The organism is Mesorhizobium sp. B2-3-6 (assembly GCF_006442305.1).
GTDB lineage: Bacteria > Pseudomonadota > Alphaproteobacteria > Rhizobiales > Rhizobiaceae > Mesorhizobium.
The window spans coordinates 52,905-77,191 of record NZ_VFVW01000010.1 but is presented as its reverse complement, the minus strand read 5'-3'; the positions used below and the strand labels follow the sequence as shown (position 1 = coordinate 77,191).

Below are 24,287 nucleotides of genomic sequence, written 5' to 3'. Positions count from 1 at the left end.
GACGGAGTGGGGGCGACCTTCCCTTGAAGCAACGCTTCCGCTTCACCGTCGCGCGTTGCTGACCGCCCCATAAACCGGCGTATCAATCCCCTCCATCCGCGCCTTGATCTGCAGCGCCACATATTTCGAATAGAAGCGCGAGAGCGCCAGATTGCCGCCGTGGAACCACAGCGCTTCCTGTGCCGTCGGTTTCCACATGTTGCGCAGTTCGCCCTGCCATGGCCCGGGGTCGCCCTTGACGCCGGAGCCGAGGCCCCAGCACGGGCCGACCCTGTCGGCGACCTCGCGCGAGACGATTTGCGCCACGGTTTCGTTCATCGACTGATAGCCGGTGCAGGCGATGATGGCGTCGGCTTCAAGCTCGCTGCCGTCCTCGAAGAGAATGCCTTTCGCGGTCAGCGACTTGATCGCCACGCCGCTGCGGATGCCGATCTTGCCGTCGATGATCAGGTCCGAGGCGCCGACATCGATGTAGTAGCCGGAGCCGGTGCGGTAGGCCTTCATCAGCAGGCCCGTCTCGTCGTCGCCGAAGTCGAGGGCGAACCCGGCGGCGCGAAGCCGCTCGTAAAAAGCCGCGTCGCGTGCGCGGATGACGTCGTAGAGCGCCCGCTGGCCCTTGGGCACCAGCGCGAAGGGCGTCGAGGCGACGATCATGTCGGCCTTTTCGGTGGTGATGCCGCGCGCCAGCGCGTTCTCCGAAAAGATCTCGAAACCGACTTCCATCAGCGTGTCCGATTTGACCACGGTCGTCGGCGAACGCTGGATCATGGTGACCTCGGCGCCGCTTTCCCAGAGATCGACGCAGACGTCATGCCCGGAGCTCGCCGCGCCGATGACCGCGGTCTTTTTGCCGCGGAGCTTCTCGCCGCTGGAATACTGGCTGGAATGCAGCAGCTCGCCCTTAAAGTCACCGGCGCCCGGCAGGTCGATCGGCCGCGCCGGACCGTAGGCGCCGGTGGCGAAGACGATGTGCTTGGGCTTCAGCGTGATGTGCTGGCCGACGCGGTCCACGACCACGGTCCAGACCTTCTCGGCCTCGTCATAGCTGGCGCTGACGCATCTGGTGGCGACCCAATAGTTGAGCTCCATGACGCGCGTGTACATTTCCAGCCAGTCGCCCATCTTGTCCTTGGGCGTGAAGACCGGCCAATTGTCGGGAAACGGAATGTAAGGCAGATGGTCGTACCAGACCGGATCGTGCAGCACGAGCGTGCGGTAGCGCTTGCGCCAGGAATCGCCCGGCCGGGCATTCTTCTCGATGACGATCGAGGGCACGCCGAGCTGCCTGAGCCGCGCGCCCAGCATGATGCCGCCCTGGCCGCCGCCGATGACCAGGCAATAGGGCTGCTCGGAAGCGCCAAGCTCGCGGGTCTCGCGCGCGCGCGCCTCCGACCAGGTCTCGCGCTCCGGGTCGGCCTTGTGGCGCACGCCCAGCGGCCGCGTCGCGCCCTTGCGCTCCTCGAATCCTTTCAGGTCGGTCATTGCCGTGAACAATGTCCGGCAGCGGCCGTCGCGCAGGCGCATGATGCCCTGGCCCGAGGCCACGGCGGTCTCGAAGGTGAACCAGGCCTCGATTATCTCCTCGTCCGAGGTGGCTTCGCCGGTGAGCTGCCATCTTGCCGGCCGCGTCGCTGCCAGCGTCGCCTTCAGCATGTCGGCGATCGCCTCGCGCCCTTCCATCGTGGTGACGTTCCAGGTGAAGGTCAGGAGGTCACGCCAGTAGCAATCGTCGACGAACAGGTTGGCCGCGGCCGCTATGTCACCGGCTTCGAGCGCCTTGTCGAAAGCGCCGAGCCATGCGGCTGCCTGTTGCGATGGTGCTATTTCGAGCATTTGTTTCCCTCTTTTTCGCGTTGGCGCTGTCCGGTGTTCCCTTCTCCCCTTGTGGGAGAAGGTGGCCTCGCGGAGCGAGGTCGGATGAGGGGTGCTCCAGCTCGGGACGGCCGGCACTCCGTCACCCACCCCTCAACCGTCTCGGCGCTGCGCGCCGATCCACCTTCTCCCACAAGGGGAGAAGGGAAAAGCCTCCTAATCCCCGAGCGGCTCCATCTCCTTGCCGGTGCGGTGGATCTGGGCATTGTATTTGATGCGGCGGACCGTCTCGCGGGCCGAGCCGTCGAGCTTGTAGGCGGCAGCCACCGCCATGAGGTCGATCATGGCCAAAAAGGCGAAGCGCGATGCCGTCGGCTTCAGCGTATCGGGATATTCCGGCACCGCTACGGTCAGCCTGACGTCGCCGACGCGCGCGAGCTCGGTGTCGGGCGCCGTCACGCAGATGGCATTGGCGCGGTAGTGCTTGGCGAGTTCGACCGCCTCGATCACCTCGCGCGTGCGCCCCGTCGCCGAAATGGCGATCACCAGGTCGCCGGGCTTCAAGGTCGAGGCGGTCATGCGCATGAGATAAGGGTCGCATTGCGCGCTGATCGATATGCCGTAGCGAAACAGCCGGTACTGCGTTTCCTGCGCCAGCGCCGAGGAACTGCCGCCCAGTCCGAACACCGTAACCTGGCGCGCCTTGGCGATCAGCTCGGCGGCCTTCTGCAGCTGGACCGGATCGAGCTGCCGCTCGGCCTCCTGCAGCGCCCGCCGCGCTTCGCCGAACACCGCGTTCCAGAACGGCATGCCGGTGTCGTTCTCCCTGGCTGGCGAAGTGTCCAGATAGAGCGCGCCGACGACGAGGCTCTGCGCCAGCTTCAGCTTGAAATCACGCACGCCCTCGCAGCCGATGGCGCGGCAGAAGCGGGTCACCGTCGGTTCGCTGACGCCGGCACGCTGGGCAAGGGCGGCGTTGGAGGCATCGACCGCGTATTTGACGTCGTCGAGCACGACATCGGCGACGCGGCGCTCGGCCGGACGCAGCTCGGCATAGGTATCCTTGACCAGCGAGATGATGTCGGGAATGCGCCGCACAGGCTCACCCCCGTCCGCCTCGCCATCCGTCATCAGGTTTTCCCGGCTGTCAGCTTCGGTCATGAAGTGGCCTTCCCTGGTCCCTTGTCGACCTCTTACCATGCTTGCACGCTGTCGTTCCATGTGCACGGCCCCGCTGCAACTGCTGCGTGCCGTTACGGCATGCCACCCGGCTTTGCCCATCTGCAACGCCGCGTTGTTGTGCCACTTTTCCCGAGTATGTAGGAAAGCAACACGCATTTCAAGATAAAGAAAAGACAATGAAAGCAGGCATATAGGGGAATAGGCGGCTCTCAACGACGGAACGATCGCGCTCTTCGCTTGACACCAAAGTAGGATAGTTACACACTGACTTTGGCAGTCGATTGGACGCACTCTCCGAGGGGCGGATGAACGCGGGCGAAACAACAGCGCCGAAGCTTGGTGTGCAGGCAGCGACCAAGATCTATCACACCGCATCCGGCGACCTCCTGGCGCTGGACCGCTGCAGCCTCGACGTCCACGCCAATGAAATCGTTTCGATCGTCGGCCCGTCCGGCTGCGGCAAGACCACGCTTTTGTGGTCGATGTCGGGCTTGCACAGCCTGACCGGCGGCGAGATCCGGCTCGACGGCGTCAAGATCACCGGGCCGCATCCCGACATCGGCATCGTGTTCCAGGAAGCGAACCTGCTGCCCTGGCGTAACCTCGATGCCAACATCCGCTTTCCCTTCGAGATCAAGGGCGAGAAACCAGACCGCGCCTGGATCGCCCATCTGCTTCACCGCGTCGGGCTCGACGGTTTCGGCGGCAAGTTCCCGCGCGAGCTTTCGGGCGGCATGCAGCAGCGCGCCGCGATTGTGCGGGCGCTGGCGCCAAAACCCTCCGTGCTTTTGATGGACGAGCCGTTCGGCGCGCTCGACAGTTTTACCCGCGAGGAGATGAACCGTCTCGTCGAGGAGATCTGGCTCGACACCAAGACCACCATCGTCTTCATCACCCACAGCATCGAGGAAGCAATCTTTCTCTCCGACCGCGTGGTGGTGCTGAGCGCGCGGCCCGGCCGCGTCGCCAGGGAGTATCGCGTGCCGTTCGCGCGGCCGCGCTCGCTGGAGATCATGGCGACGAAAGAGGTTTTCGACCTCACCAACCGGATCAAGATGGACATCGTCGGCGAGCGCGCCAGGCCCAAGGCACCGGAACAGGAACGCGCCAGCGCCGAGATCGTGAGGATCAGGCCGTGAGCGACGCCATCCCGGAATTCTCCAAATCCAAATCGGGTGCCAAGTCCGGCGATGGGCAGGACGTCAGCCTGACCAATCTCTCGGCCTTCGCCAGCGGCCCCGGCATCAAGTCGGGCAAGGAGGTGGCGGCCATCATCGCTGTCGCCGTGATCATCATCGGCGGCATCGAACTGGCGCTGCGCCTGTTCCATGTGCCGCTCTACATCATGCCGCCGCCAAGCTCGATCGCCTACGCGCTGTTCGACGAGTTCCCGCTGATTGCGCCGCATCTCGGCTATACGCTGGTCGAGCTGGTTTCCGGCTTCGCCATCGGAGCCGTCGTCGGCCTGGTGCTGGCCGCCGTCATCACCCAGTTTCCCTTCGCCGAAAAGATCGTCGCGCCCTACATCCTGCTTCTCGTCACCACGCCGATGCTGGCGCTGGTGCCGCTTTTGATCCTTCGCTTCGGTTTCGGCTACACGCCGCGCATCATCGCGGTGGCGCTGGCTGCCGGGCCGATGGTGATGATAAACGCGGCCACCGGCTTTCGCCGCGTCGACAGCGCCAAGATCGCGCTGGCGCGCTCCTATGGCGCCAGCACCTTGCAGATATTCTGGAAGATCCGCGCGCCGATGGCGCTGCCGATGATCCTGGTCGGGCTGATGATCGGCGCCATCTTCGGCCTGCTGACCGCCGTCGGCGCGGAGATGGTCGGCGGCGGCTTCGGCCTCGGCAACCGGCTCACCACCTATTCGTCGATGATCCAGATGCCGCAATTCTTCGCCGTGGTGCTGATCCTGTCGACGCTCGGCATCCTGATCTACGTGCTGTTCTTCCTGATCGGCAAGAAATGGGCGAGCTGGGAGGCTTGAGCACGAGATCATGAACGCCCCGGAGCGGGCGAGGAGCGGGCGAAAGGCCATCGATCAACAAGAAGGTCAATCAACAAAAGGGGAATGCCATGACCGACCAGAACTCATTCCAGACGGCGACAAGAACGGGCATCAGCCGCCGCACCTTCCTGCAGGTGACGGCAGCCGGCGTCGTGACCGCCACCGCGCTCGGTGCATCGGGCTTGAAGGCCAGGGCGGCGGCCTATGAAAAATTCACCTGGATCTCGCCGCGCGGCACGCTCGAAGTGCTCGACGACTATCCTTATTGGGCAGCCAAGAAGGCAGGCTATTTCGACGGGCTCAGCACCGACATGCAGCCAGGCCCGTCGGACGGCACGGCGACGGTGAAGTTCGTCGATGTCGGCCAGGCCGATATGGGCTTTCCCTCGCCCGGCGTGTTCTCCTTCGCCATCCAGAACGGCATGAAGCTGAAGTCGGTGTTCCACATGGGCGCGCGCGACACGTTCTCCATCGCCTTCCGCAAGGGCGAGGGTACGAACGACTTGAAGAAGCTCGAAGGCAAGACCATCCTGCTCGGCTCCGCCGCCTGGCAGTCGATCACCGATCCGCTGCTCGCCGCGCAAGGCGTCGACATCAAGAAGGTCAAGTATGTCGAGGCCGGCTGGCCGACCTGGGGCACCGCGCTCGCCGGCGGCCAGGGCGACGCTGCCTTGTCGTGGGAGGGGCTGCGCGCCGAATGGATCGCCAAGGGCCTCGACTTCGAATACTGGCTCGGCGTGAAGAATTCCAAGCTGCCGGCCAACACCTTCGTCGTGCGCGCCGCCGATCTCGAAGATCCCGACAAGAAGGCGTTCCTGGAAAAATATCTGCGCGGCTGGGCGATGGGGCTGGAGTTCGGCTACCAGAACCCGCGCGCGGCGGTCGAAGCGGTGTTCGAGCAGTTCCCGACATTGGCCAAGAACCTCGGCCCCGAGCTCGGCACCACCTCGATCCTGCAGCAGATCAACGTCTTCCGCGGCGACATGGACAAGCGCGGCGGCTGGGGCTCGCACGACATGGCGAGCTGGCAAGGCTTCTTCGACGAGATCCACAAGATCGGCCAGATCACCAATCCGGTGAAGGCCGAGGATGTCTGCACCAACGAGCTGATTCCGGCCGCCAACGACTTCGACAAGGCCAAGGTCAAGGCCGATGCCGACGGCGTCAAGCTGACGGAGGGCTTTGCCGCGCTCGATGTCGAGAAGATCAAGGCGCATCTGTTCGATTCGGCGGTGAAGTAAGGGCTGCAAAAGAGGTCATGTCGTTCATTGCCCTGTCTTGGCTCCTTTCCTCTCCCTCCGGACAGGGGAGAGGAAAGGGCAGGCGGATGAGGGGCGGCGCCAACCTGAAGTGATTGTTCTGGATGCCCAGGCGCGGCAGCAGCTCGCCAGGTCCTATCAAAAATTGGGAGGCTGAATTGGCCGACAAAATAAAAGTGCTGGTTGTGGGTCTCGGCAATATGGGCGCCTCGCATGCCAGCGCCTATCACCGCTCGGACGGCTTCGAGATCGTCGGCATCATGAGCCGCTCGATCAAGAGCAACAAGAAGATTCCAGCCGAATTGTCCGGCTATCCGCTTTACGAGGATTTCGATCAGGCGCTCGCGGTGACCAGGCCGGACGCCGTGTCGATCAACAGCTGGCCCAACACCCATGCCGAATACGCGCTGAAGGCGATAGCGGCCAACTGCCACGTGTTCATGGAAAAGCCGCTCGCCACCAACATCGAGGATGCCGAAAAGGTCGTCGCGGCAGCGCGGGCGAAGAACCGCAAGCTGGTGCTTGGCTACATCCTGCGCGTCCACCCGTCCTGGATAAAATTCATCGAGGTCGGCAAGACGCTGGGCAAGCCGCTGGTGATGCGCCTCAACCTCAACCAGCAGAGCAGCGGCAGCGCCTGGCACTGGCACAAGAACCTGATCGATTCGCTGATCCCGATCGTTGATTGCGGCGTGCACTATGTCGACGTCATGTGCCAGCTCACGGGCGCCAGGCCGGTGCGCGTGCACGGCATCGGCGCGAAGCTCTGGGCGGAAGCCGACAAGCAGAATTACGGCCATCTCCACGTCACCTTCGATGACGGTTCGGTCGGCTGGTACGAGGCAGGCTGGGGGCCGATGATGAGCGAGACGGCCTATTTCGTGAAGGACGTGGTGGGGCCGAAGGGCGCGGTGTCGATCGTCGCCGGCCAGCAGGCGAGCAGCGCAGCGGAAGCGGCGGAGGTGTCGAACTCGGCCGACATCGACCGCCACACCAAGACCGACGCGCTGAAGATCCATTATGCGGCGGTCGACGCCGACAAGAACTTTGCGAAACCCGACGAGATCGTCAGCATGGAAGACGAGCCCGGCCACCAGGAGCTCTGCGACCGCGAGCAGGCCTTCTTCCTGCGCGCCATCCGCGAGGATCTCGATTTGACCGAGCAGATGGACGCCGCCGTCAACAGCCTGCGCATCGTGCTCGCCGCGGAACAGAGCATCGAATTGGGGCGCACCGTCGAGCTGGCGTGAGACAAGCGCGCTGCTGGGGGCAGCAGTTTCAGGTCGGTGCCCCTCACTCAGCCCTCTCCCGAGAAGAACGGGAGGCGGTCGCCAGCATCAGAGCGCTTTCCTTCTCCCCGTCATGACGGGGAGAAGGTGCCGGCAGGCGGATGAGGGGCGGCGCCAACGTCGGCCCGAAGCGATAGCTCGGGCGCGGCGCGAGGCAAAGACTGGGAGGAGAGACATGGTCACCGACAGCCTGCTGAAAACCTATGCGAACTCCGATGCGCTGGATCTTGCTGACTTGGTGCATCGGGGCGAGATTTCACCTGCGGAAATGGTCGAGGCGGCGATCACGCTGGTCGAGCAGCTCAACCCGGCGCTGAACGCGGTCATCCATCGCCTCTACGACATGGCGCGTGCCCAGGCGCAGACGGTCGACAGATCAGCACCTTTCGCCGGCGTGCCATTCCTGCTCAAGGAACTGGCCTCGTCCTGGACCGGCGCGCCGAACACCAACTCTTGCCTCTACCTGAAAGATGTCGTCGCCGATTTCGACACCGAAGTCGTGCGCCGCATGAAGGCGGCCGGGCTGGTGCTGGTCGGCAAGTCGAACGCGCCCGAAAACGGCTGGTCGATCACGACGGAACCGAAGCTCTACGGCACGACGAAGAACCCGTGGAAGGAAGGCATCACGCCAGGTGGCTCGAGCGGCGGCGCGGCGGCGGCCGTCGCTTCGCGCATGGTGCCGATCGCCGAGGCTAGCGACGGCGCCGGCTCGATCCGCATTCCGGCCTCCTGCTGCGGCATCGTCGGGCTGAAGCCGTCGCGCGGCCGCGTCAGCCTGGCACCGTTCGGCGACTATTGGTATGGCGGCGCCTACTTCCTGTGCTGCTCGCGCAGCGTGCGCGACACGGCGGCCTATCTCGACGCGGTGGCCGGCGCCTTGCCGGGCGACCCCTATACGCCGCCGGTCCCCGACGCCTCCTGGCTCAGCCTGTCGGCACAGGCGCCGAAGAAACTGCGCATCGGCTTCACCGTCACCCCGCCCAACGGCACGGCCATCGATGCGGAAGTGAAGGCCGCCGTGCTGGCCACCGTGGCGGCGCTGGAGCGGCTGGGACATGACGTCGAGGAACACGACATGCCGCTCGATGCCGATGCCATGTGGGCCACCTACACCAACATGACCTGCGTACAGACGGCGGCGACCTTCGACTATCATGAAACGGTGATCGGCCGGCCGGTGACGCCTGATGATGTCGAACCGGTGACCTGGGCGATCATCGAACGCGGCCGTGCGACCAGCGGCACCAGGCACATTTCCGATGTCGAGCAGCTCAGGCAGGTCGGCCGCGACATCGTCGGCGACCTTTCGCCCTACGATCTCTTCATCACCCCGACGCTGACGCAACTGCCGCGTCCGTTCGGCTATTACGACATGTCGGAGACCGACATCGACCGCTACAACGCCAAATGGACGGATGCGGCGTTCGCCTTCCCCTTCAACATCTCAGGCCAGCCGGCCATCTCGCTGCCGCTCGGCTGGTCGAAAGACGGCGTACCGATCGGGGTGCAGCTTGTCGGCCGCTATGGCGACGAGGCAGCGGTGCTGGCCGCGTCGGCGCAGCTCGAGCGGGAAATGCCGTGGAGGGACAGGCGGCCGCCGGTGAGCGGTTAATCGCTCGCGGCAGGGCACCCATCGCCGAGTTCTGTGGCGCCCCCCTCTGTCCTGCCGGTCATCTCCCCCTCAAGGGGGGAGATTGGAAGTTTCGGCGCCGGCTCATCTTGTTCTTGCAACGTTGAAAAATGGCGAAAGCGGGAGCGATAATCGATCTCCCCCCTTGAGGGGGAGATGCCCGGCAGGGCAGAGGGGGGCGCCGTAGGGCGCTGACAGTGACACCGTCACGATCCCGCCCTCGCTATCCTATCCTCTCCAATCGCCTCGGCAGCCGGTTCATCGCGGCTGGCCCATCCGGCGTGATCAGGAACTGGTCCTCCAGGTTGAAGCTGGCGAGGCCGTCGATGTAGAGCGGGATCTCGAAGGCCAGCACCATGCCGGCTTCGACCAGGACATCGCTGTCGGCCGCAATGAACGGCCATTGCTCCGAGAACACAGACTGCCCGACACCGTGGCCGAAATGCCCACGGCGGTAGGAGCGCAGGCCTTGCCGCGTCAGGCTGTCGGTGGCGGCGCGGTGCACATGGCCGAGCGAATTTCCCGGCACGAGTGCCGCCAGCCCGTCCTCGAAAGCGCGCTCGGCGATCGCGTGCAGTTCGACCTGGTCGGCGGAAGCGGGACCGAAAGTGAAGTTGCGCGACATGTCGGACGCATACCCGCCGACCGTGCAGACCATGTCGCATTTCAGCGGATCGCCGGGCATTGCCTTGGCATCGGCACCCTTGGCCCGGGCGCCGAGCGTCACATATTCCGCCGTCGCGACCGGATGGGAGAGGCCCACCGCCGCCGCGGCCACGCCTTGCCGGTAGAGCGCGATGAGATCGGCCTGGCGCATGCCGGCCATCGCATCGACCTGCAGCCGCTCCAGCCCTGCTTCAGACAGGATAATGCCTTGGCGCAGGAGCTCGATCTCGCGTTGCGACTTGATCGCCCGCAGCCGATCCAGCACCGGCGAGCCGTCGATCATCCGGCACTGCGGCAGCAGCGCCTGCATGGCGGAAAAATCGGCGGCTGGAACAAAGCCGAGATCGATGCCCAGCGTTGCGCGCTCCAGTCCGAATTCCGCAAGCAAGGCTTGCAGCTGGCGCACCGAGCCGGCGAGATCGAAGGTGGCGGGGCGCGCGAAATCCGGCGCGCGGCCAAGCGAGACAAGGCCAGCCTCGATACGCTCCGCCAACGGGCCGCGGGTTCCCGTCTCGACCGGCGCGAATTCGATCCAGATCGGGTGCGAACGCACAACCGCTTCGGGCGCGGCGATCCGCAACTGTCCCGCACTGAAATCCGCGACGACGACGCCGATCGGCAGGTCCTGCCGGGCCGGGATGACAACGAAGCCGGCGCCGGCACGCCGGAACAGCCCCGCCGGGCCGATCGACGCGCCGGTCGCATAGTGGAAGGCCTCGGGCGCTGAGAGCACCAGCGCCTGCAGGCCGGCGCGTTGCATCAGTTGCATCGCGCGCTGGCGGTCGACAAAGCCGGTCATGGTTCTCTCCGGATGGCTGAAGCGACATCGGAGCATTGCGGAAGCGGACAATCAAGCGGCACGATGCCGGTAGTCTCCGCCACAAGATGGAACCTGTCGTGGCCTGGAGCATTGCCCGGCGACGGCGGCGGGGGAGCGCGGCGAGCCCGCTACTTGATCGATTCCAGCTTGGCGATTGCCGCGGTGAAGCCGGCCAGCGAGACCGGGATGGTGACCGGCTTGCGGGTCACCGATTCCATGCCGATGTTGAGATTGGTTCCCGATTTCATCGCCTTGATCAGTTCCGCCGGCAGCGGCGTGGCGGCATAGGCGCCGTTCTGGTCGCTGGTCTGGATGGCGATGGTCGTCTTCTGGCCCTGATCGATCTGGTAGCTGGCGCCGGAGGGCAGGAACAGCCCGTGCGGCAGGGCGAGCAGCATGGCGAGGGAGCCGTTGCCGTTGTCGCGGCGCACGGTCACGGTCAGCACGCGCTGTCCGGTCTTGGCTTCGGTCAGGTTCTGCGACACCTGGCATTGAAGCTCGCTGTTGGCCGCGCCGCTTGAACAGTTCACCGCCCATGGATTGGCGTCGGCCGGCTTGGATTGAGCGGCCGGGGGCTGCGCCGGCTTGGCGTCCTCGGCAAGCGCCGGCCCGGTGACCGATGCGATCAGCCCCAGGGCGCCCAGTGCTGCGGCCAGATTTAACAGATTAGCACGCGCTAAAATGGCTGCCATGTTCTTCATGCCCCGCATTTTTCTCGAAACGGCAGGTATTTTCCCACCGGCGGCTTGATACAATACTCCTGACTGTTCCGGAAGCCGCGCACAGGCGAGGAGAGCTGGCAAAATTACTGTTGCGGTATTGCAACAAGTCAGAACTTTACGGCGCAACAACAGCAGTCGCGACGTTGGGGACTCGCTATACAATGGAATTCGCGCAAGGATTGGTGCGGGGGCGAGCAGTCCCCAAAGGGCGGCCAGGGATGGGAACTACCGAGACGTCTCGGCAGGTTGGGGAGATGGCGGCGCGCGGGGAGGATTTCCGCGTGCGCGTGGCCTATGGTCGCTCGCGTTTTGCAAGGCATCTCTGGAAGACGACGGCGCTTTCGACGCTGGCGGTGGCGCTGTCAGGCGTGGCCGCCTATGGCGACGACGCCCTCTGGCAGCCGCAGATACGCGCCATCATCGGCGCCGACAACAATGGCGGCAACGCCGCGCTCGAAGGCTTCATCCCGATCAAGCAGACGGCCGAATCGGTGCTGTTCCTGGATGTCAGGGCCAAGCACGATTTCAAGGACGCGTTCGGCCAGGATGTCGGCCTGGGCATTCGCCGCATCGTCAATCCGGACCTGATGCTCGGCGGCTACGCCTATCTCAACGTCGAGAACTACAACTCCAACCAGTTCACGTCAGCCACGCTCGGCGCCGAGGCCATCACCCCGCATTTCGACGCGCATGTGAACGTCTTCGTGCCGATCAAGGGCGACACGACGGACCATTCGGTCTCCTCGACCCTGTCGATGGTCTCGAACCAGTTGATCGAGCAGATTTCGGTGCTCGACCATCGCGACTACGCGGCCTGGGGCATCGAGGGCGAGATCGGCGCGCGGGTGCCGCTCAACCTTCCCGACAAGCATTCGCTGCGGCTCGACATAGGCGGTTACCACTTCGAGGATCCGCATGGCGACGACAGCGGCGTAACCGGGGTCAAGGCCGGCATCGAATATGAGATCGGCGATGTCTTCGGCACCGGAACGGCGCTGACCTTCACCGGCGAGGTGCGCAACGACAATCGCGACGACACCCAGTTCGCCGGCAGCGTGCGGCTGAGCATCCCGTTCAATCCCGGCCAAGGCGGCGCGGACAGCGGGCCGGAGCCGGTCTATCCGATCAGCGAAGGCCTGCGCAAGCGCGTCAACGAGCGGGTGCGCGGCGACATCGGCGTCAGGATCCAGAGCCAGGAACTGCCCGGCGGCTCGACGACGCGCGTCGCCATAAACGCCGCCACCAATGCCGCCTTCGGAAAGTTCTACTACGCCGATGGCGGCCTGGCCGGCGCCGGCACGCTGGCCGATCCGACGACGCTGGACGACGCTGTGGCCAAGGCAGGCGCCAGCGGTTTCGTGGTGGCGCTGGGCGGCAACGGCAACATCACCACCACTGGCACGACGCTCGCAGACGGCCAGACCGTCATCGGCGGCGGCCAAAGCGTCACCGCGAAGCTGTTCGGCGGCGGCACCGGCACCTTCAATCTGGGCGGCAGTAACGGCACCATCCAGGGCACCAGCGTGGCCAACAACGTGATCACGCTCGGCAACGGCGACACGCTGAACGGCATCACCATCACCGGCGGCGCCGACGGCATCTTCGGCAACAACATCACCGGCGCCACGCTGACCAATGTCACGGTGACAGGCGCCGGCGGCAACGGCGCCGCCTTCACCGGCAACTCGACCGGCATCACCGGTTCCAATTTCACCGCCACCGGCAACGGCCTTGACGGCCTGCACATCGAAGGCGACGGCACCTACAATTTCGCCGGCACGACGCTGCTCCAGGGCAATAGCGACGACGGGCTGGATGCCACCGGCCATGGCACCTATACATTCGCGACGCTTAGCGCGAAGGACAATGCCGACCGCGGCATAACCGTTCAGGGCACCTCGACATCAGGCAGCTTCGCCACCACCGGCGGCACCGTGTCGGGCAATGGCGGCGTCGGCGTCTTCATCGATCCGATCACGGCGCATGTGGTGCTGGATTCGATCGACCAGACCGGCGGTCCGTCGGGCGTCGTGCTCGATCACGTGGCGGGCAGCTTCGCCGTCACCGGCGCCACGACCATTTCGGACACCACCGGACCGGCGATCGCCATTTCCAACTCACCGGCGGCGATCCGCTTCGGCGATATCGACATCAGCGCTCCCGCCGGCGACGGCATCTCGTTTACCGGCGTCAACGCGGCGGTGGTGGCAGGCGACATCGTCATCTCGGGCCTCGGCGTCGGCACTGGCCTCGACTTCTCCGGCAGCCATACGAACTTCACCGCACAGTCGCTCAACATCGCCGGCACGGGTGCGGCCGGCTCGATCGGCATCGACCTCACCTCGCCGACCTCGGGCGGGGCAACGATCGTCATCACCGATGGCGGTGCGATAGCAGGCGTCGACACCGGCGTGCGCTTCGGCATTTCCGGCTCGCTGCTGAACTCGGCCAATGCCGAATTCTCCTTCGGCGGCGGTTCCATTGCCGGCAGCACCGCCTCGCTCGACGCGCGCGGCCTTAACCAGACGCTCGGCCACTACGCCTTCGGTTCGACCACCTTCAGCGGCCCGCAACTGTTCGACCAGCAGAATGTCATCTTCGTCGGCGCGGCGGCGACCGGCTCGGGCACCGGATCCTCGCTGCTCGACCTTGCCTCGATTGCCACCGCCGATGCCAACATCGACGGCACCGCGATCTTCGTGCTGGTCAACCGCGGCGCCATCGACGACACCGACGGGTTCTCGCTGAGCGCCGGACAGACGCTGGCTTCCTTCGGCAACGGCCGCACATTCTCGCTCGGCGGCATCCCGGTTAACGTAACGGGCGACAACATCGCGCACACCAGCGCCATCTCGGACGGCGCGGGCGCGGCGACGCTCACCAGTTCGGCCGGCGCGGACACTGTCACGCTGGCCAACAACAGCGCGCTGCTCGACTTCAACGTCTCGAACGCCAATCCGGGCGGCGGCAACGGCATCCACGGCAACAATGTCACCGGCGTGACGATAAGCGGCATGAATGTCAGCGGCGCCGGCCTGGACGGGCTGCTGTTCGAAGGCGCCAGCAATGTCGCGGCCAACAATGTGACCTCGACGAGCAACGCCAGCGAGGGCCTGCATATCGACGGCGACGGCAGTTATGCCTTCACCGGCACGACGACACTGTCGAACAATGCCGGCAATGGCCTGTTCGTCGGCGGCGACGGAACATATGCATTCCAGACGCTGAACGCCTCCGACAATTCCGGCTTCGGCGTCAACGTCCTCTCCACCACCGGCACGTTCAGCACCACCGACGGCACGATCTCCGGCAATGGCGCGGCCGGCGTCGCCTTGCTCGGCGCCAATCTCGACGTCACGCTGGCCAGCCTGACGCAGGACGGTGGCCTGTTCGGCGCGACGTTGGCAGGCGTATCGGGAAATTTCACCGTTTCCGGCGCAACGACGATCAGCAACACCGTCGTCGGCGGCCTCGGGATCTTCGACAGCACCGCCGATTTCACGTTCGGAGCCGTCGATATTTCGGACATCACCGCCCCCGGCGGCATCGGCATCGACGTCCAGAATTCCGGCGGCGCGGTCACCTTCGGCGGGCCGGTCATGCTGACCCATATCGGCAGCGAGGGCATCCTCGCCACCGACAACACCGGCACGCTCACCTTCAGTGGCCCGGTGAGCATGACCGGCCCCGGCGAGGGCGTCTGGCTGGAAAACAACACCGGCGCCGTTTCGTTCGGCGGCGCCGTCACCATCGACCAGCCGCTCGGAAGCGGCATCGACGTCGTCGGCAGCAACGGCGTCATCAGCTTCGACGACATCGACATCACCGGCCTGTGCAATTGCTCCACCGCGCTCGACCTCTCGGGCAGCACGTCGACCTTCACCGCCGCCACGCTCGACATCAGCGGCAGTTCTGGCGGCTCCTCGATCGGCGTCGACCTGTCCGGCACCAATGGCGGCTCGGTGACCATCGGCAGCGGCGTCATCACCGGTGTCGACACCGGCGTCCAGATGGGCACCAACGGCCTGGCCGGAACCACCGCCAGCACGGCGTTCTCGTTCGGTGCGGCCGGCGGCGCATCGATCACCGGCGTCATCGCCTCGCTCGACATGCGCGGCCTGCTGCCCGGCAGCGGCACCTATGCCTTCAACGGCACGCATCTGGTTGGACCGCAGCTGTTCGATGCAGCCAACGTCGTCTTCGTCGGTTCGAGCAGCACCGGAACGGGCGACGGCTCAAGCGTCGCCAACCTGATCGATGCCGCCGCGGCCGACGATCTGACCACCAATGCCAACACGACCTTCGTGCTGGTCAAGACCGCGGCCGTGCAGACCACCGACACCGATGCCAACGGCTTCACGCTGGCCAGCGGCCAGTCGCTGGTCTCCTTCGCCAACGGCGCCACCATCAGCCTGGGCGGCCCGCCGGCCAATGTCACCGGCACGGCGGTCGTCACCGGCGCGACACAGGCCGATCCGTTCGGCTTCGGTGGCGCGACGCTGAACAACGGCGGCGGCAACACCATCGACCTCGCCAGCGGCAACACCGTCTCCAACCTCAGCGTCAACAGCTCGTTCCTGGCGATCGACGGCACGGCGTCGATCAACGGCCTCACCAGCACTGGCGTGACGATCGTGGGCGGGACCATCGGGCTTTACCTCGGCAGCGCGTCGGGCGCGATCACTGTCAACGATCTGACCATCCAGGGGTCGGTGCCGACCGGCGTCGTGCTGGCCAACACATCCGCGACGGTCGACTTCACCGGCACCACGACGATCGCCGGCGGCAGCAATATCGCGCTGCTGGTCAATAATTTCGGCGGCACCGCCAATTTCGCCGATCTCGACATATCAGGCGGCAGCGGCCTCGGCATCGTGATCCTCAACGGCTCGAGCGGAAGCCTGACCTTCGGGGCGGCCAGCTCCATCGCCAATACCGGCGCCAGCGCGATCGTTATCGGCAGTTCGTCGGCCGACGTCACCTATGACGGCACGATTAGCCAGAGTAGCGCGGCAAAAGCCGTCAGGATCGACGGCACCACCGGCGGCCTGATCACATTCGGCGGCGCCATCACTTCGACCGGCACCGGCGGCCTCTTCGATATCGGGGAGATAACCGCTCCCACCGACACCGCGATCCGCTTCACGGGTCCGCTCACGGCGACCGGCGGCGGCGGCGCGTCGATCACCAGCCTTGGCGCCGACTCGACATTCGAGGTCAGCGGCACGCTGTCGATCACCGGCACGACCGGCGCCGCGCTGTCCATCTCGAATGCGGCCGGCAGCGCCACCTTCGGCACGACCAATGTGACGCTGGGCGCGACCAGCACTACCGGCATCGATTTCTCCGGCACCAACAACGACGTCAGCTTCGGCACGACCACCGTCAGCGGCCTCGGCGCGGGCGCCAGCCAGACCGCCATCGACTTCTCCGGCTCGGCCACGACCGCCGATTTCGGGCTGACGACGATCACCGGAAACGACGCCGCGAGCTCGCGCGGCATCGACCTGTCCTCGACCACGGGCAACCGCACCATCACCTTCCTGACCGGATCGTCGATCTCAGGCGCCGGCATCGGCGTCGATCTGTCGTCCGGCCAGACGGCGGCGACCAGCGCCAACGCCAGCTTCACCTTCGGCGACGGCGAATTCGCCGACGCCAACGGCCGCAATTCGACGATCACCGCGGCGGCGGGCAATTTCACCGTCAACACCGTCGGTCTCGCCGCGCTCGCCAATTATGATTTCGATGACGTGCTCTTCACCGGCAGCGCGAATCTGGCCAGCGCCGTCGGCGGGGTGTTCATGGTGTCGCAAAATGGCGGCGTCATCGCCGCCGGCTCATTTGGGCTCAGTACGTCAGTCAATACCATCTCGGTTGCCGATGCCGATCTGAAGACCGGCACCCAGACCTTCGCCTTCGTCGGCACGGTCGACCTCAGCGGCACGCCGTTCACGCTCGATTCCGGCCAGTCGATCACCGGCTTCGGCAACGGCAACGCCATCACCACGACCGGCACCATCCAGCCGGTGAACGTGCAGGGCAATCTCGGCGCCACCGGCGGCGACGTCACCGGCGACGAGGGCGTAGTCAAGAGCACGGGCAGCGATACCCTGCATCTGCTCGGCAGCAACCAAGTGCGCAACACCGCCTTCGACTTCACAGGCGGCAGCGGCTCGGTCTTCACCATCGACCAGAGCGCAAGCAGCTTCAATAATGCCGGCGGCATCGTCATCGAAGGCGTCACGGTCGGCAATGTCGGCGCCGGCCAGACGGCGTTCAAGGTCGCCGGCCTCGACAGCAATTTGTCGATCACCAACAACAACGTCAACGTCGCCGGCACGCTGCTCGACGTCGACGGCGGCGCCGGCAACATCACCGTGACGCGCGGCATCTTGCCCAACAGCGGGCCGGCCGGCACGCTGACCGGCGGCGGCATCTCGATCGCCAATCACGGCGGCGGTCTGATCAATTTCACCGACAAGGTGACTGTTGGCGGCAACGGCGTCTCGCTCACCAACAACGCCGGCACCGTCAACTTCACGGATGTGGACATTTCCACGAACGGCGCGACGGCGTTCAGCGCCAGCGGCGTCGGCACGGTCAATGTCCTGACGGGTACGGTCAATGCCACCAACGCGCAGGCGGTGGCCCTCGACGGCATCGCCGGCAATATCGATTTCGCCTCGACCAGCGCGTCGTTCGGTTCCGGCAGCGGCATCGACCTGCAGAACCTCAGCGGCACGTTCAATTTCGGCACCGGCACGCTGACCAACACCGGTTCGGGCACGGCCTTCAATGTCGGCTCGGGCACCAATGCGAGCGGCGGCAACGCGAACATATCCTACGCGGGCGCCATCGTCAGCAACGGCACCGGCGCGGCGGTCTCGATCCAGGAACTGACCGGCGGTTCTGTGACGCTGTCGGGCAACCTGACCGATGGCCTTGCGGGCGCCGGCGGCAATATCGTCGTTGCCGGCATCGACAACGGCACGGCGGCGACCGTGACCTTCTCGGGCGCGACCAAGCAGATCAGCTCGGGCGCGACGGACGGCGTCAGCCTGATCGGCAACCCGAACGCCACGATCGGCTTCGGCAATGGCGGCCTTGACATAACGACGACGGCAGGAGCGGGTTTTGGGGCGGGCTCCGGCGGCACGATCAGCATCTCCGGCACCGGCAACACCATCACGACAACGACTGGAACCGCGCTCGATCTCGACGGCGCAACGGTCGGCGCGGGCGGCGTTATTTTCGATTCCGTTTCGGTCAATGGCGCGGCGACCGGCGTTTCGCTCAACAATATAGTCGGCGGCGCCATCGATCTCGGCGCGGTCGACCTGCAGAACATCACCTCGCGCGGTGTCGACATATCCGGCACGCTCGGCTCGACCTTGGGCTTCGACAGCCTGAACATCGGGCTCAATGCAGCCAATGCGGTCGGCTTCGACCTCAACGGCGCTGCGCTCGGCACGAGCAACATCAAGGCCGGCGATTTCGACGTCGACGGCGGCAGCTTCGCCGGCACTATCGGCATCGACATGGCCGGCACGACCGGCACCGGCACGATCCAGCTCGGCGACACTGCCAACAACAATCCGGCGGGCCAGACCTCGAAAATCGAAAATGTCGGCTATGGCGTCCAGTTCTCCAGCGCCACCAACGCCAGGCTGGTGTTCGGCGACGGCGCTGGCCTGGCCGAATCGACGATCGCGACCACCGGCGGCCAGGCCATCCATGCCATCGACACCCTGCCGACCAATGGCGACTACAATTTCAACGACGTCACCTTCACCGGCGACACGTCGAATCTGTCCGCTTACAAGGTCTACTACGTCACCACCGACGCCACCGGCGGCGGCGACGGCAGCTTCGTCAATCCAGGCACCTATGCCAACGCCCAGGCGTCCACGGCCAATGTCATCGTGCTGATCGACAAGAACGGCACCGGTAGCCAGGAAACGATCGACCTGAGCGGCACGTCGTTCCAGCTCGATGACGGGCAGGTGTTGCTCGCCTTCGGGCAAAGCGATACGGCCATCGATGTCTCGCAGCTCGGTGTCGACACCAGCAGCGGCGCGTCGGCGGCATTCCACTTCACCACGGTGCAGAATTCGCCGATCATCGCCGCACCGGCCGGCATCGACACGCTGCGGCCGATCCTGCAGAGCAACACTGCCGGGTCGGTGATCACCCTGGCGACCAGTGGTCCCAGCCCGATCACCGGCGGCATCGAGAATCTCATCATCCGCAACACCGGCACCGGTGCCGGTGTTGCCGTCGATGCGTCGACCGCGTCGAGTTTCTTCCTCCGCAACAATGACATATCAGCCGGCGGCAGGGCGCTCGACTTCTCCACGACCGGTGCGGCGGCCAACACGCTGCTGCTTTCGATCGACGGCAATACGCTGCGATCGACGGGATCTGCGCTGGCCGCGTCCTTCGCCGGCCAGAACATCAGCGCGACGGACAATTCGATCGCCATCCGCTCCTTCGCCGGCAACACGGTGCTCGGCGGCACCGGCGGCGGCATTGCCTTCGACAATGTCACGTTCGACTCCACTGGCGCCGGCGGCACGGTCAGCGCCGGCACGCTCGACGTCGGCACATCAGGCGCGCGCGTCCAGGGCAACGGCCTTGCCTTCACCAGCACCAGCGGCACGCTCGATCTCGGCACGTTCACCACGTTCAATGATGGCGGCACTGGCGTCCTCGTCGACACCAAGGGCCCCCCGGCCACAACCTTTGCGCTGAACAGCAGCGGCGGCACCGTCGACACCATCAACGGCGTGGCGTTCAATCTCGATCCGCTGACCGTCAGCATGATCGTAAACAGCGTCAACGCCAGCGGCGGCGCCAGCGGCTTCATCTTCGACGGCGTCGCCGGCACGTTCACGGTCACGGGCGCGACCACCGTCACCGGCACGACGGGTGCCGGCATCAGTTCGAACGCCAGCAATCCCACCGGCACCTTCAATTTCAACACGGTGACGGTGAACAACACGGCTTCGACGGGCGGCGGGATCGGCTGGGAGAGCGGCACGCTCAACGTCGGCGGGCTCGCCGACATCGATACGACCAGCGGGGCCGGCCTGTTCCAGGGCGGCGGCACGACCAGCTTCAACGGCGGGCTGACAATCGACACCACCACCGGCGCCGGCATTACCGGCCCCGGCGGGACGATCAACATCATCGCCACCGCCGGCAGCGAAACGGTGAATTCCACCAGCTACAAGGCGATCGATCTCACCAATGCCGCCCTCGACATCGCGCTCGACTCGACGTCGTCCGGCGGCGGCGGTGTCGTCCTGACCAATGTCACCGGCACCGCCGGCCTCGGCACCGGCACGCTGAGCGGCGGCGGTGGCACGGCATTCAGCGTCGGCGGCGGCACCGTAACCACCACCTATGGCGGCAACATCACCCAGGCGGGCAACGCCGCCCTGGTGTCGGTTTCAGCAGGCCATACGGGCACGCTGACCTTCTCGGGCACGCTGTCGGCGAACAACGGCACCGGCCTGCAGTTCGACAATGCCGACGGCACCTACAATTTCAACGGCACGACGACGTTGAATGGCGGCGACGCCGGCATCGATATCGTCAACAATTCGGGCGGCACGTTCAACTTCGGCGCCGGCACCTCGATCACCAACCCGAACAGCACGGCCTTCAACGTCGACGCAAGCGCGGCGAACATCACCTATAGCGGCAACATCACCCAGGCCGGCAATGCCGCGCTGGTCGGCATCGCCGGCCACACCGCGGGAACGATCACCTTCCAGACGGGCACGCTGTCGGCAACCAACGGCACCGGCCTGCAATTCGACAATGCCGACGGCATCTACAATTTCAACGGCACGACGACGTTGAATGGCGGCAATGCCAGCGTCGACATCCTCAACGATTCCGACGGCACGTTCGGCTTCGGCGTCGGCACCTCGATCACCAGCCCGAACGGAACCGCGTTCAGCGTCAATGGCGGTAACGCGACCGTTACCTATGCCGGCACGATCACACAAGGTACCGGCGGCCAGCGCCTGATCGTCGTCGCCGACACCACCGGCGGCGCGGTGAACTTCACCACCGCCCTGGCGAATGGGCTCAACGACACCAGCGGCACCGGCATCGTGATCGACGGCGTCGCCGGCAACGTCACCGTGAACAACGCCAGCCTGACCGGGACGACCGGCATCACCATCCTTGGCGATGTGGCGAACAACGCGACCGGTACCTATACGTTCAACAACGTCGCTATCGACACGGTTGCCGGCGCGCTGACGAACCATGCGTTCGCCGTCGACGGCGATCAGGGTACGTTTACCAACGACGACGTGAGCGCCACGATCAATCTCAACAATGTCGACATCACCAACCCTGGCGGCAACGTCGCCAACATTCGCGGCATGGCTGGTGGCTCGGTCAATTTCGACAACGCCAGCTCCGTCACCCGAAACGATGGCGGACTGGGCATCGTCGCGCTCAGCAATTCCGGCGGCACGATCAATTTCGGCGGCGCGTCGAAAACGCTCTCGACCGGCACCAACGCCGCCGTGCTCCTGACCAGCAACGCCGGCGCGACCATCAACTTCACCAATGGCGGCCTGGCGATCACCACCACGAGCGGCATCGGCATCGGCGCCTCGGGCGGCGGCACGGTGAGCGTCACCGGCTCCGGCAACACGATTTCGACCGGCAGCGGCGCTGCGGTCGACATGGACACCGTCGCTATCGGCGCCGGCGGCATGACCTTCGCTTCCACGAACACGAGCGCCGGCGGCGGCAGCGCCGTGATCCTCGACGCTGTTACCGGCGGACCGGTCAACCTCGGCGGTGGCGCGCTGGTCGGCGGCGGCAGCGCCACGATTCGCATCGGCGACGGCGCCGGCAGCGCCAACACCGGCGGCACGGCGGCTTTCACCTATGCAGGCACCATCACCAGCGGAACCGGCCAGGCGGTCAATATCCAGGATCGCGCCGCCGGCGCCGGCAACATCACGCTGTCGGGCAACATCAGCCACAATGTGGCCGGCCAGACCGGCGTCCTCCTCGACGACAATGCCGCCGGCACGATCACCTTCTCCGGTGCTTCCAAGTCGATCACGTCGGGCAGCGCGGCCGGCGTCAACCTGACCGACAACACCGGCGCGACGATCAACTTCACCAATGGCGGACTGGCGATCACCAGCAGCAGCGGCACCGGCTTCGGCGCCACGGGCGGCGGCACGGTGACAGTGACAACCGGCGCCAATCCAAACACGATCACATCCGGTACCGGCACCGCGCTCAACGTCGCCAACACGACGATCGGCGCGAGCGGTCTGACATTCAGGAGCATTTCGGCCAATGGTGCTGTGAATGGCATCGTGCTCAACAACACCGGCACGATCGGCGGGTTGACGGTGACTGGCTCTGGTTCCACGGTCACAGATGGAAGCGACAGTTCCGGTGGCACGATCCAAAACGCCACCGGTGTCGGTATCTCTCTCGTCAATACGACAAGTGCCTCGTTCACAAACATGCTTATCCAGAACACCACCGGCAGCGGTGTGCTGGGAACGAGCGTTCACGGGTTCACTTTCAATAACGGCAAGATCAGCGGTTCCAACAGCGACGGCAACGTCACCACGGAAGAGGCAAACATCTCGTTCGCGACGACGACCGCCGGAACCGAGAACAACATCGACGGGACGATCTCAATCGCCGGCAATCTGCTGACTACGGCTCAATATCACGGCGTTGACATCTTCAATTTCTCCGGGACGATCGATAATCTTACGGTGTCGAATAACACCATCACCAGCGCCACTGCTGCCGCAAATTCGCAAGGCTCTGGTATCAGGGTGGTCGCCTTCGGCAGCGCGGCGACTGTCGCGAGCATTGTCAAAGCGACAATCGACAACAACCATGTCAACAATTTCCCCGGCGGAACTGGCATCCAGGTTCAGGGCGGCAATGCCAATGCCGGTGGCCCCCCCACCGGCTTCCTCGGCCATGTTGGAAGTGCGACTGACATCATTGCCATCACCAACAATGTGGTCGCCGGGCAGAGCGCTGCCAACAGAATTGCCACGTTTGGGATCTCAGCGACCGTCAACGGCCGCGGCCAAGGCAACTTCAATATTGGCGGGAACTCAGTCTCCAACACGATTGGCAACGGGATCAACGTCGGGTCCTTCGGTTTCGCCAATGTCTTCGCGAAGGTGAACAACAACACCCTCGATCTGCACAATCAGGCCGGTGCGGCCGGTATCGGCGCAGGGACGAGTCAGACATTTGGCTCAAACACGGAGACGCCAACGATGACCATCTATCTCGACAACAACATCGTCCACAACAGCGATGGCAACGGGATACTGGTGACGGCGCGTGACGCCAGCGGCACTGTCAATGCGCACATAACTAACAATCACATCGATGCCCCGCTTTCCGGCAACCGCAACGGCATCAGGGTGGATGCTGGGAACGCTGTCAGCGGCAACGAAACCATGAATCTTGAGATTTTCGGCAACACAAGCGCCGGCAGTGGTCTGTCGCCGGAAGGCATCGGCCTGCGCAAGCAGGGCACCGTTGCCACTATCAACACGTTCAACCTTTACGATGCGCCCGGAGGTCCCTCGCTTGTCGCTAATCCGACGACTGCACAGGTCGTCTCTTTTATCGGCGCTCTCAATCCAGGAAGCGCGGTTAATGGAGGCACGGGAGATCGGGTTCTGATTATCTCCGGCGATGCTTACCAGGTGATCACGACCCTAGTTCCGTAAACGCGTTCAGCGCGGCGGAGCAAAATTTTGACGGTTAAGGCTGAGTTGCATGGACATGTGCCGCCGTATATTTTCATAATTCTAAGATAGGATTGAATCTTCCATCGTTTGCCGTAGGGTTACTTGACTAACGTG

At 64.9% G+C, this 24,287-nt stretch carries 10 protein-coding genes; 6 read left to right on the top strand and 4 right to left on the bottom strand.

The features are described 5' to 3' along the window. Nucleotides 1-42: 42 nt before the first annotated feature. Both FJ953_RS25890 and FJ953_RS25885 read right to left on the bottom strand, forming a co-directional pair. Complete coding sequence (locus FJ953_RS25890) at nt 43-1,833, bottom strand: NAD(P)/FAD-dependent oxidoreductase (RefSeq protein ID WP_140563896.1); 1,791 nt, start codon at nt 1,831-1,833, stop codon at nt 43-45. A gap of 195 nt (nt 1,834-2,028) precedes the next feature. Then, complete coding sequence (locus FJ953_RS25885; protein WP_140492084.1) at nt 2,029-2,973, bottom strand: MurR/RpiR family transcriptional regulator; 945 nt, start codon at nt 2,971-2,973, stop codon at nt 2,029-2,031. Between the two features lie 326 nt (nt 2,974-3,299). Here FJ953_RS25885 and FJ953_RS25880 point away from each other — a divergent pair, with 326 nt between their 5' ends. From FJ953_RS25880 to FJ953_RS25860, 5 genes are all read left to right on the top strand, one after another. Then, nucleotides 3,300-4,133, top strand: coding sequence for an ABC transporter ATP-binding protein (locus FJ953_RS25880; protein ID WP_140563894.1), 834 nt, complete (start codon nt 3,300-3,302; stop codon nt 4,131-4,133). Further along, complete coding sequence (locus tag FJ953_RS25875) at nt 4,130-4,984, top strand: ABC transporter permease (protein ID WP_140492076.1); 855 nt, start codon at nt 4,130-4,132, stop codon at nt 4,982-4,984. The genes FJ953_RS25880 and FJ953_RS25875 overlap by 4 nt, the downstream gene beginning before the upstream one ends. A gap of 89 nt (nt 4,985-5,073) precedes the next feature. Further along, a complete protein-coding gene (locus FJ953_RS25870) occupies nt 5,074-6,246 on the top strand; it encodes an ABC transporter substrate-binding protein (protein WP_140554766.1) in 1,173 nt (390 codons plus the stop codon). 176 nt (nt 6,247-6,422) lie between these two features. Further along, complete coding sequence (locus FJ953_RS25865) at nt 6,423-7,514, top strand: Gfo/Idh/MocA family oxidoreductase (RefSeq protein WP_140492069.1); 1,092 nt, start codon at nt 6,423-6,425, stop codon at nt 7,512-7,514. A gap of 214 nt (nt 7,515-7,728) precedes the next feature. Then, complete coding sequence (locus tag FJ953_RS25860; protein ID WP_140625356.1) at nt 7,729-9,165, top strand: amidase; 1,437 nt, start codon at nt 7,729-7,731, stop codon at nt 9,163-9,165. Between the two features lie 241 nt (nt 9,166-9,406). Here the strand turns inward: FJ953_RS25860 and FJ953_RS25850 are convergent, their stop codons facing one another. Both FJ953_RS25850 and FJ953_RS25845 read right to left on the bottom strand, forming a co-directional pair. After that, nucleotides 9,407-10,648 carry a Xaa-Pro peptidase family protein gene (locus FJ953_RS25850; protein ID WP_140625355.1) on the bottom strand — a complete coding sequence of 414 codons (1,242 nt, stop codon included), beginning with the start codon at nt 10,646-10,648 and terminating at the stop codon, nt 9,407-9,409. A 149-nt stretch (nt 10,649-10,797) separates the two neighbouring features. Next, nucleotides 10,798-11,370, bottom strand: coding sequence for an invasion associated locus B family protein (locus FJ953_RS25845; protein WP_246674900.1), 573 nt, complete (start codon nt 11,368-11,370; stop codon nt 10,798-10,800). 275 nt (nt 11,371-11,645) lie between these two features. Here FJ953_RS25845 and FJ953_RS25840 point away from each other — a divergent pair, with 275 nt between their 5' ends. Continuing rightward, entirely contained in the window at nt 11,646-24,152 is a 12,507-nt protein-coding gene (locus tag FJ953_RS25840) for an S-layer family protein (RefSeq protein ID WP_140625353.1), read from the top strand. Nucleotides 24,153-24,287 lie beyond the last annotated feature (135 nt).

Excerpts from the sequence above, each read along its gene's own strand:
- FJ953_RS25890 (WP_140563896.1), bottom strand. The coding sequence starts at position 1,833 with ATGCTCGAAATAGCACCATCGCAACAGGCAGCCGCATGGCTCGGCGCT.
- FJ953_RS25885 (WP_140492084.1), bottom strand. The coding sequence starts at position 2,973 with ATGACCGAAGCTGACAGCCGGGAAAACCTGATGACGGATGGCGAGGCG.
- FJ953_RS25880 (WP_140563894.1), top strand. The coding sequence starts at position 3,300 with ATGAACGCGGGCGAAACAACAGCGCCGAAGCTTGGTGTGCAGGCAGCG.
- FJ953_RS25870 (WP_140554766.1), top strand. The coding sequence starts at position 5,074 with ATGACCGACCAGAACTCATTCCAGACGGCGACAAGAACGGGCATCAGC.
- FJ953_RS25860 (WP_140625356.1), top strand. The coding sequence starts at position 7,729 with ATGGTCACCGACAGCCTGCTGAAAACCTATGCGAACTCCGATGCGCTG.
- FJ953_RS25850 (WP_140625355.1), bottom strand. The coding sequence starts at position 10,648 with ATGACCGGCTTTGTCGACCGCCAGCGCGCGATGCAACTGATGCAACGC.
- FJ953_RS25845 (WP_246674900.1), bottom strand. The coding sequence starts at position 11,370 with ATGAAGAACATGGCAGCCATTTTAGCGCGTGCTAATCTGTTAAATCTG.
- FJ953_RS25840 (WP_140625353.1), top strand. The coding sequence starts at position 11,646 with ATGGCGGCGCGCGGGGAGGATTTCCGCGTGCGCGTGGCCTATGGTCGC.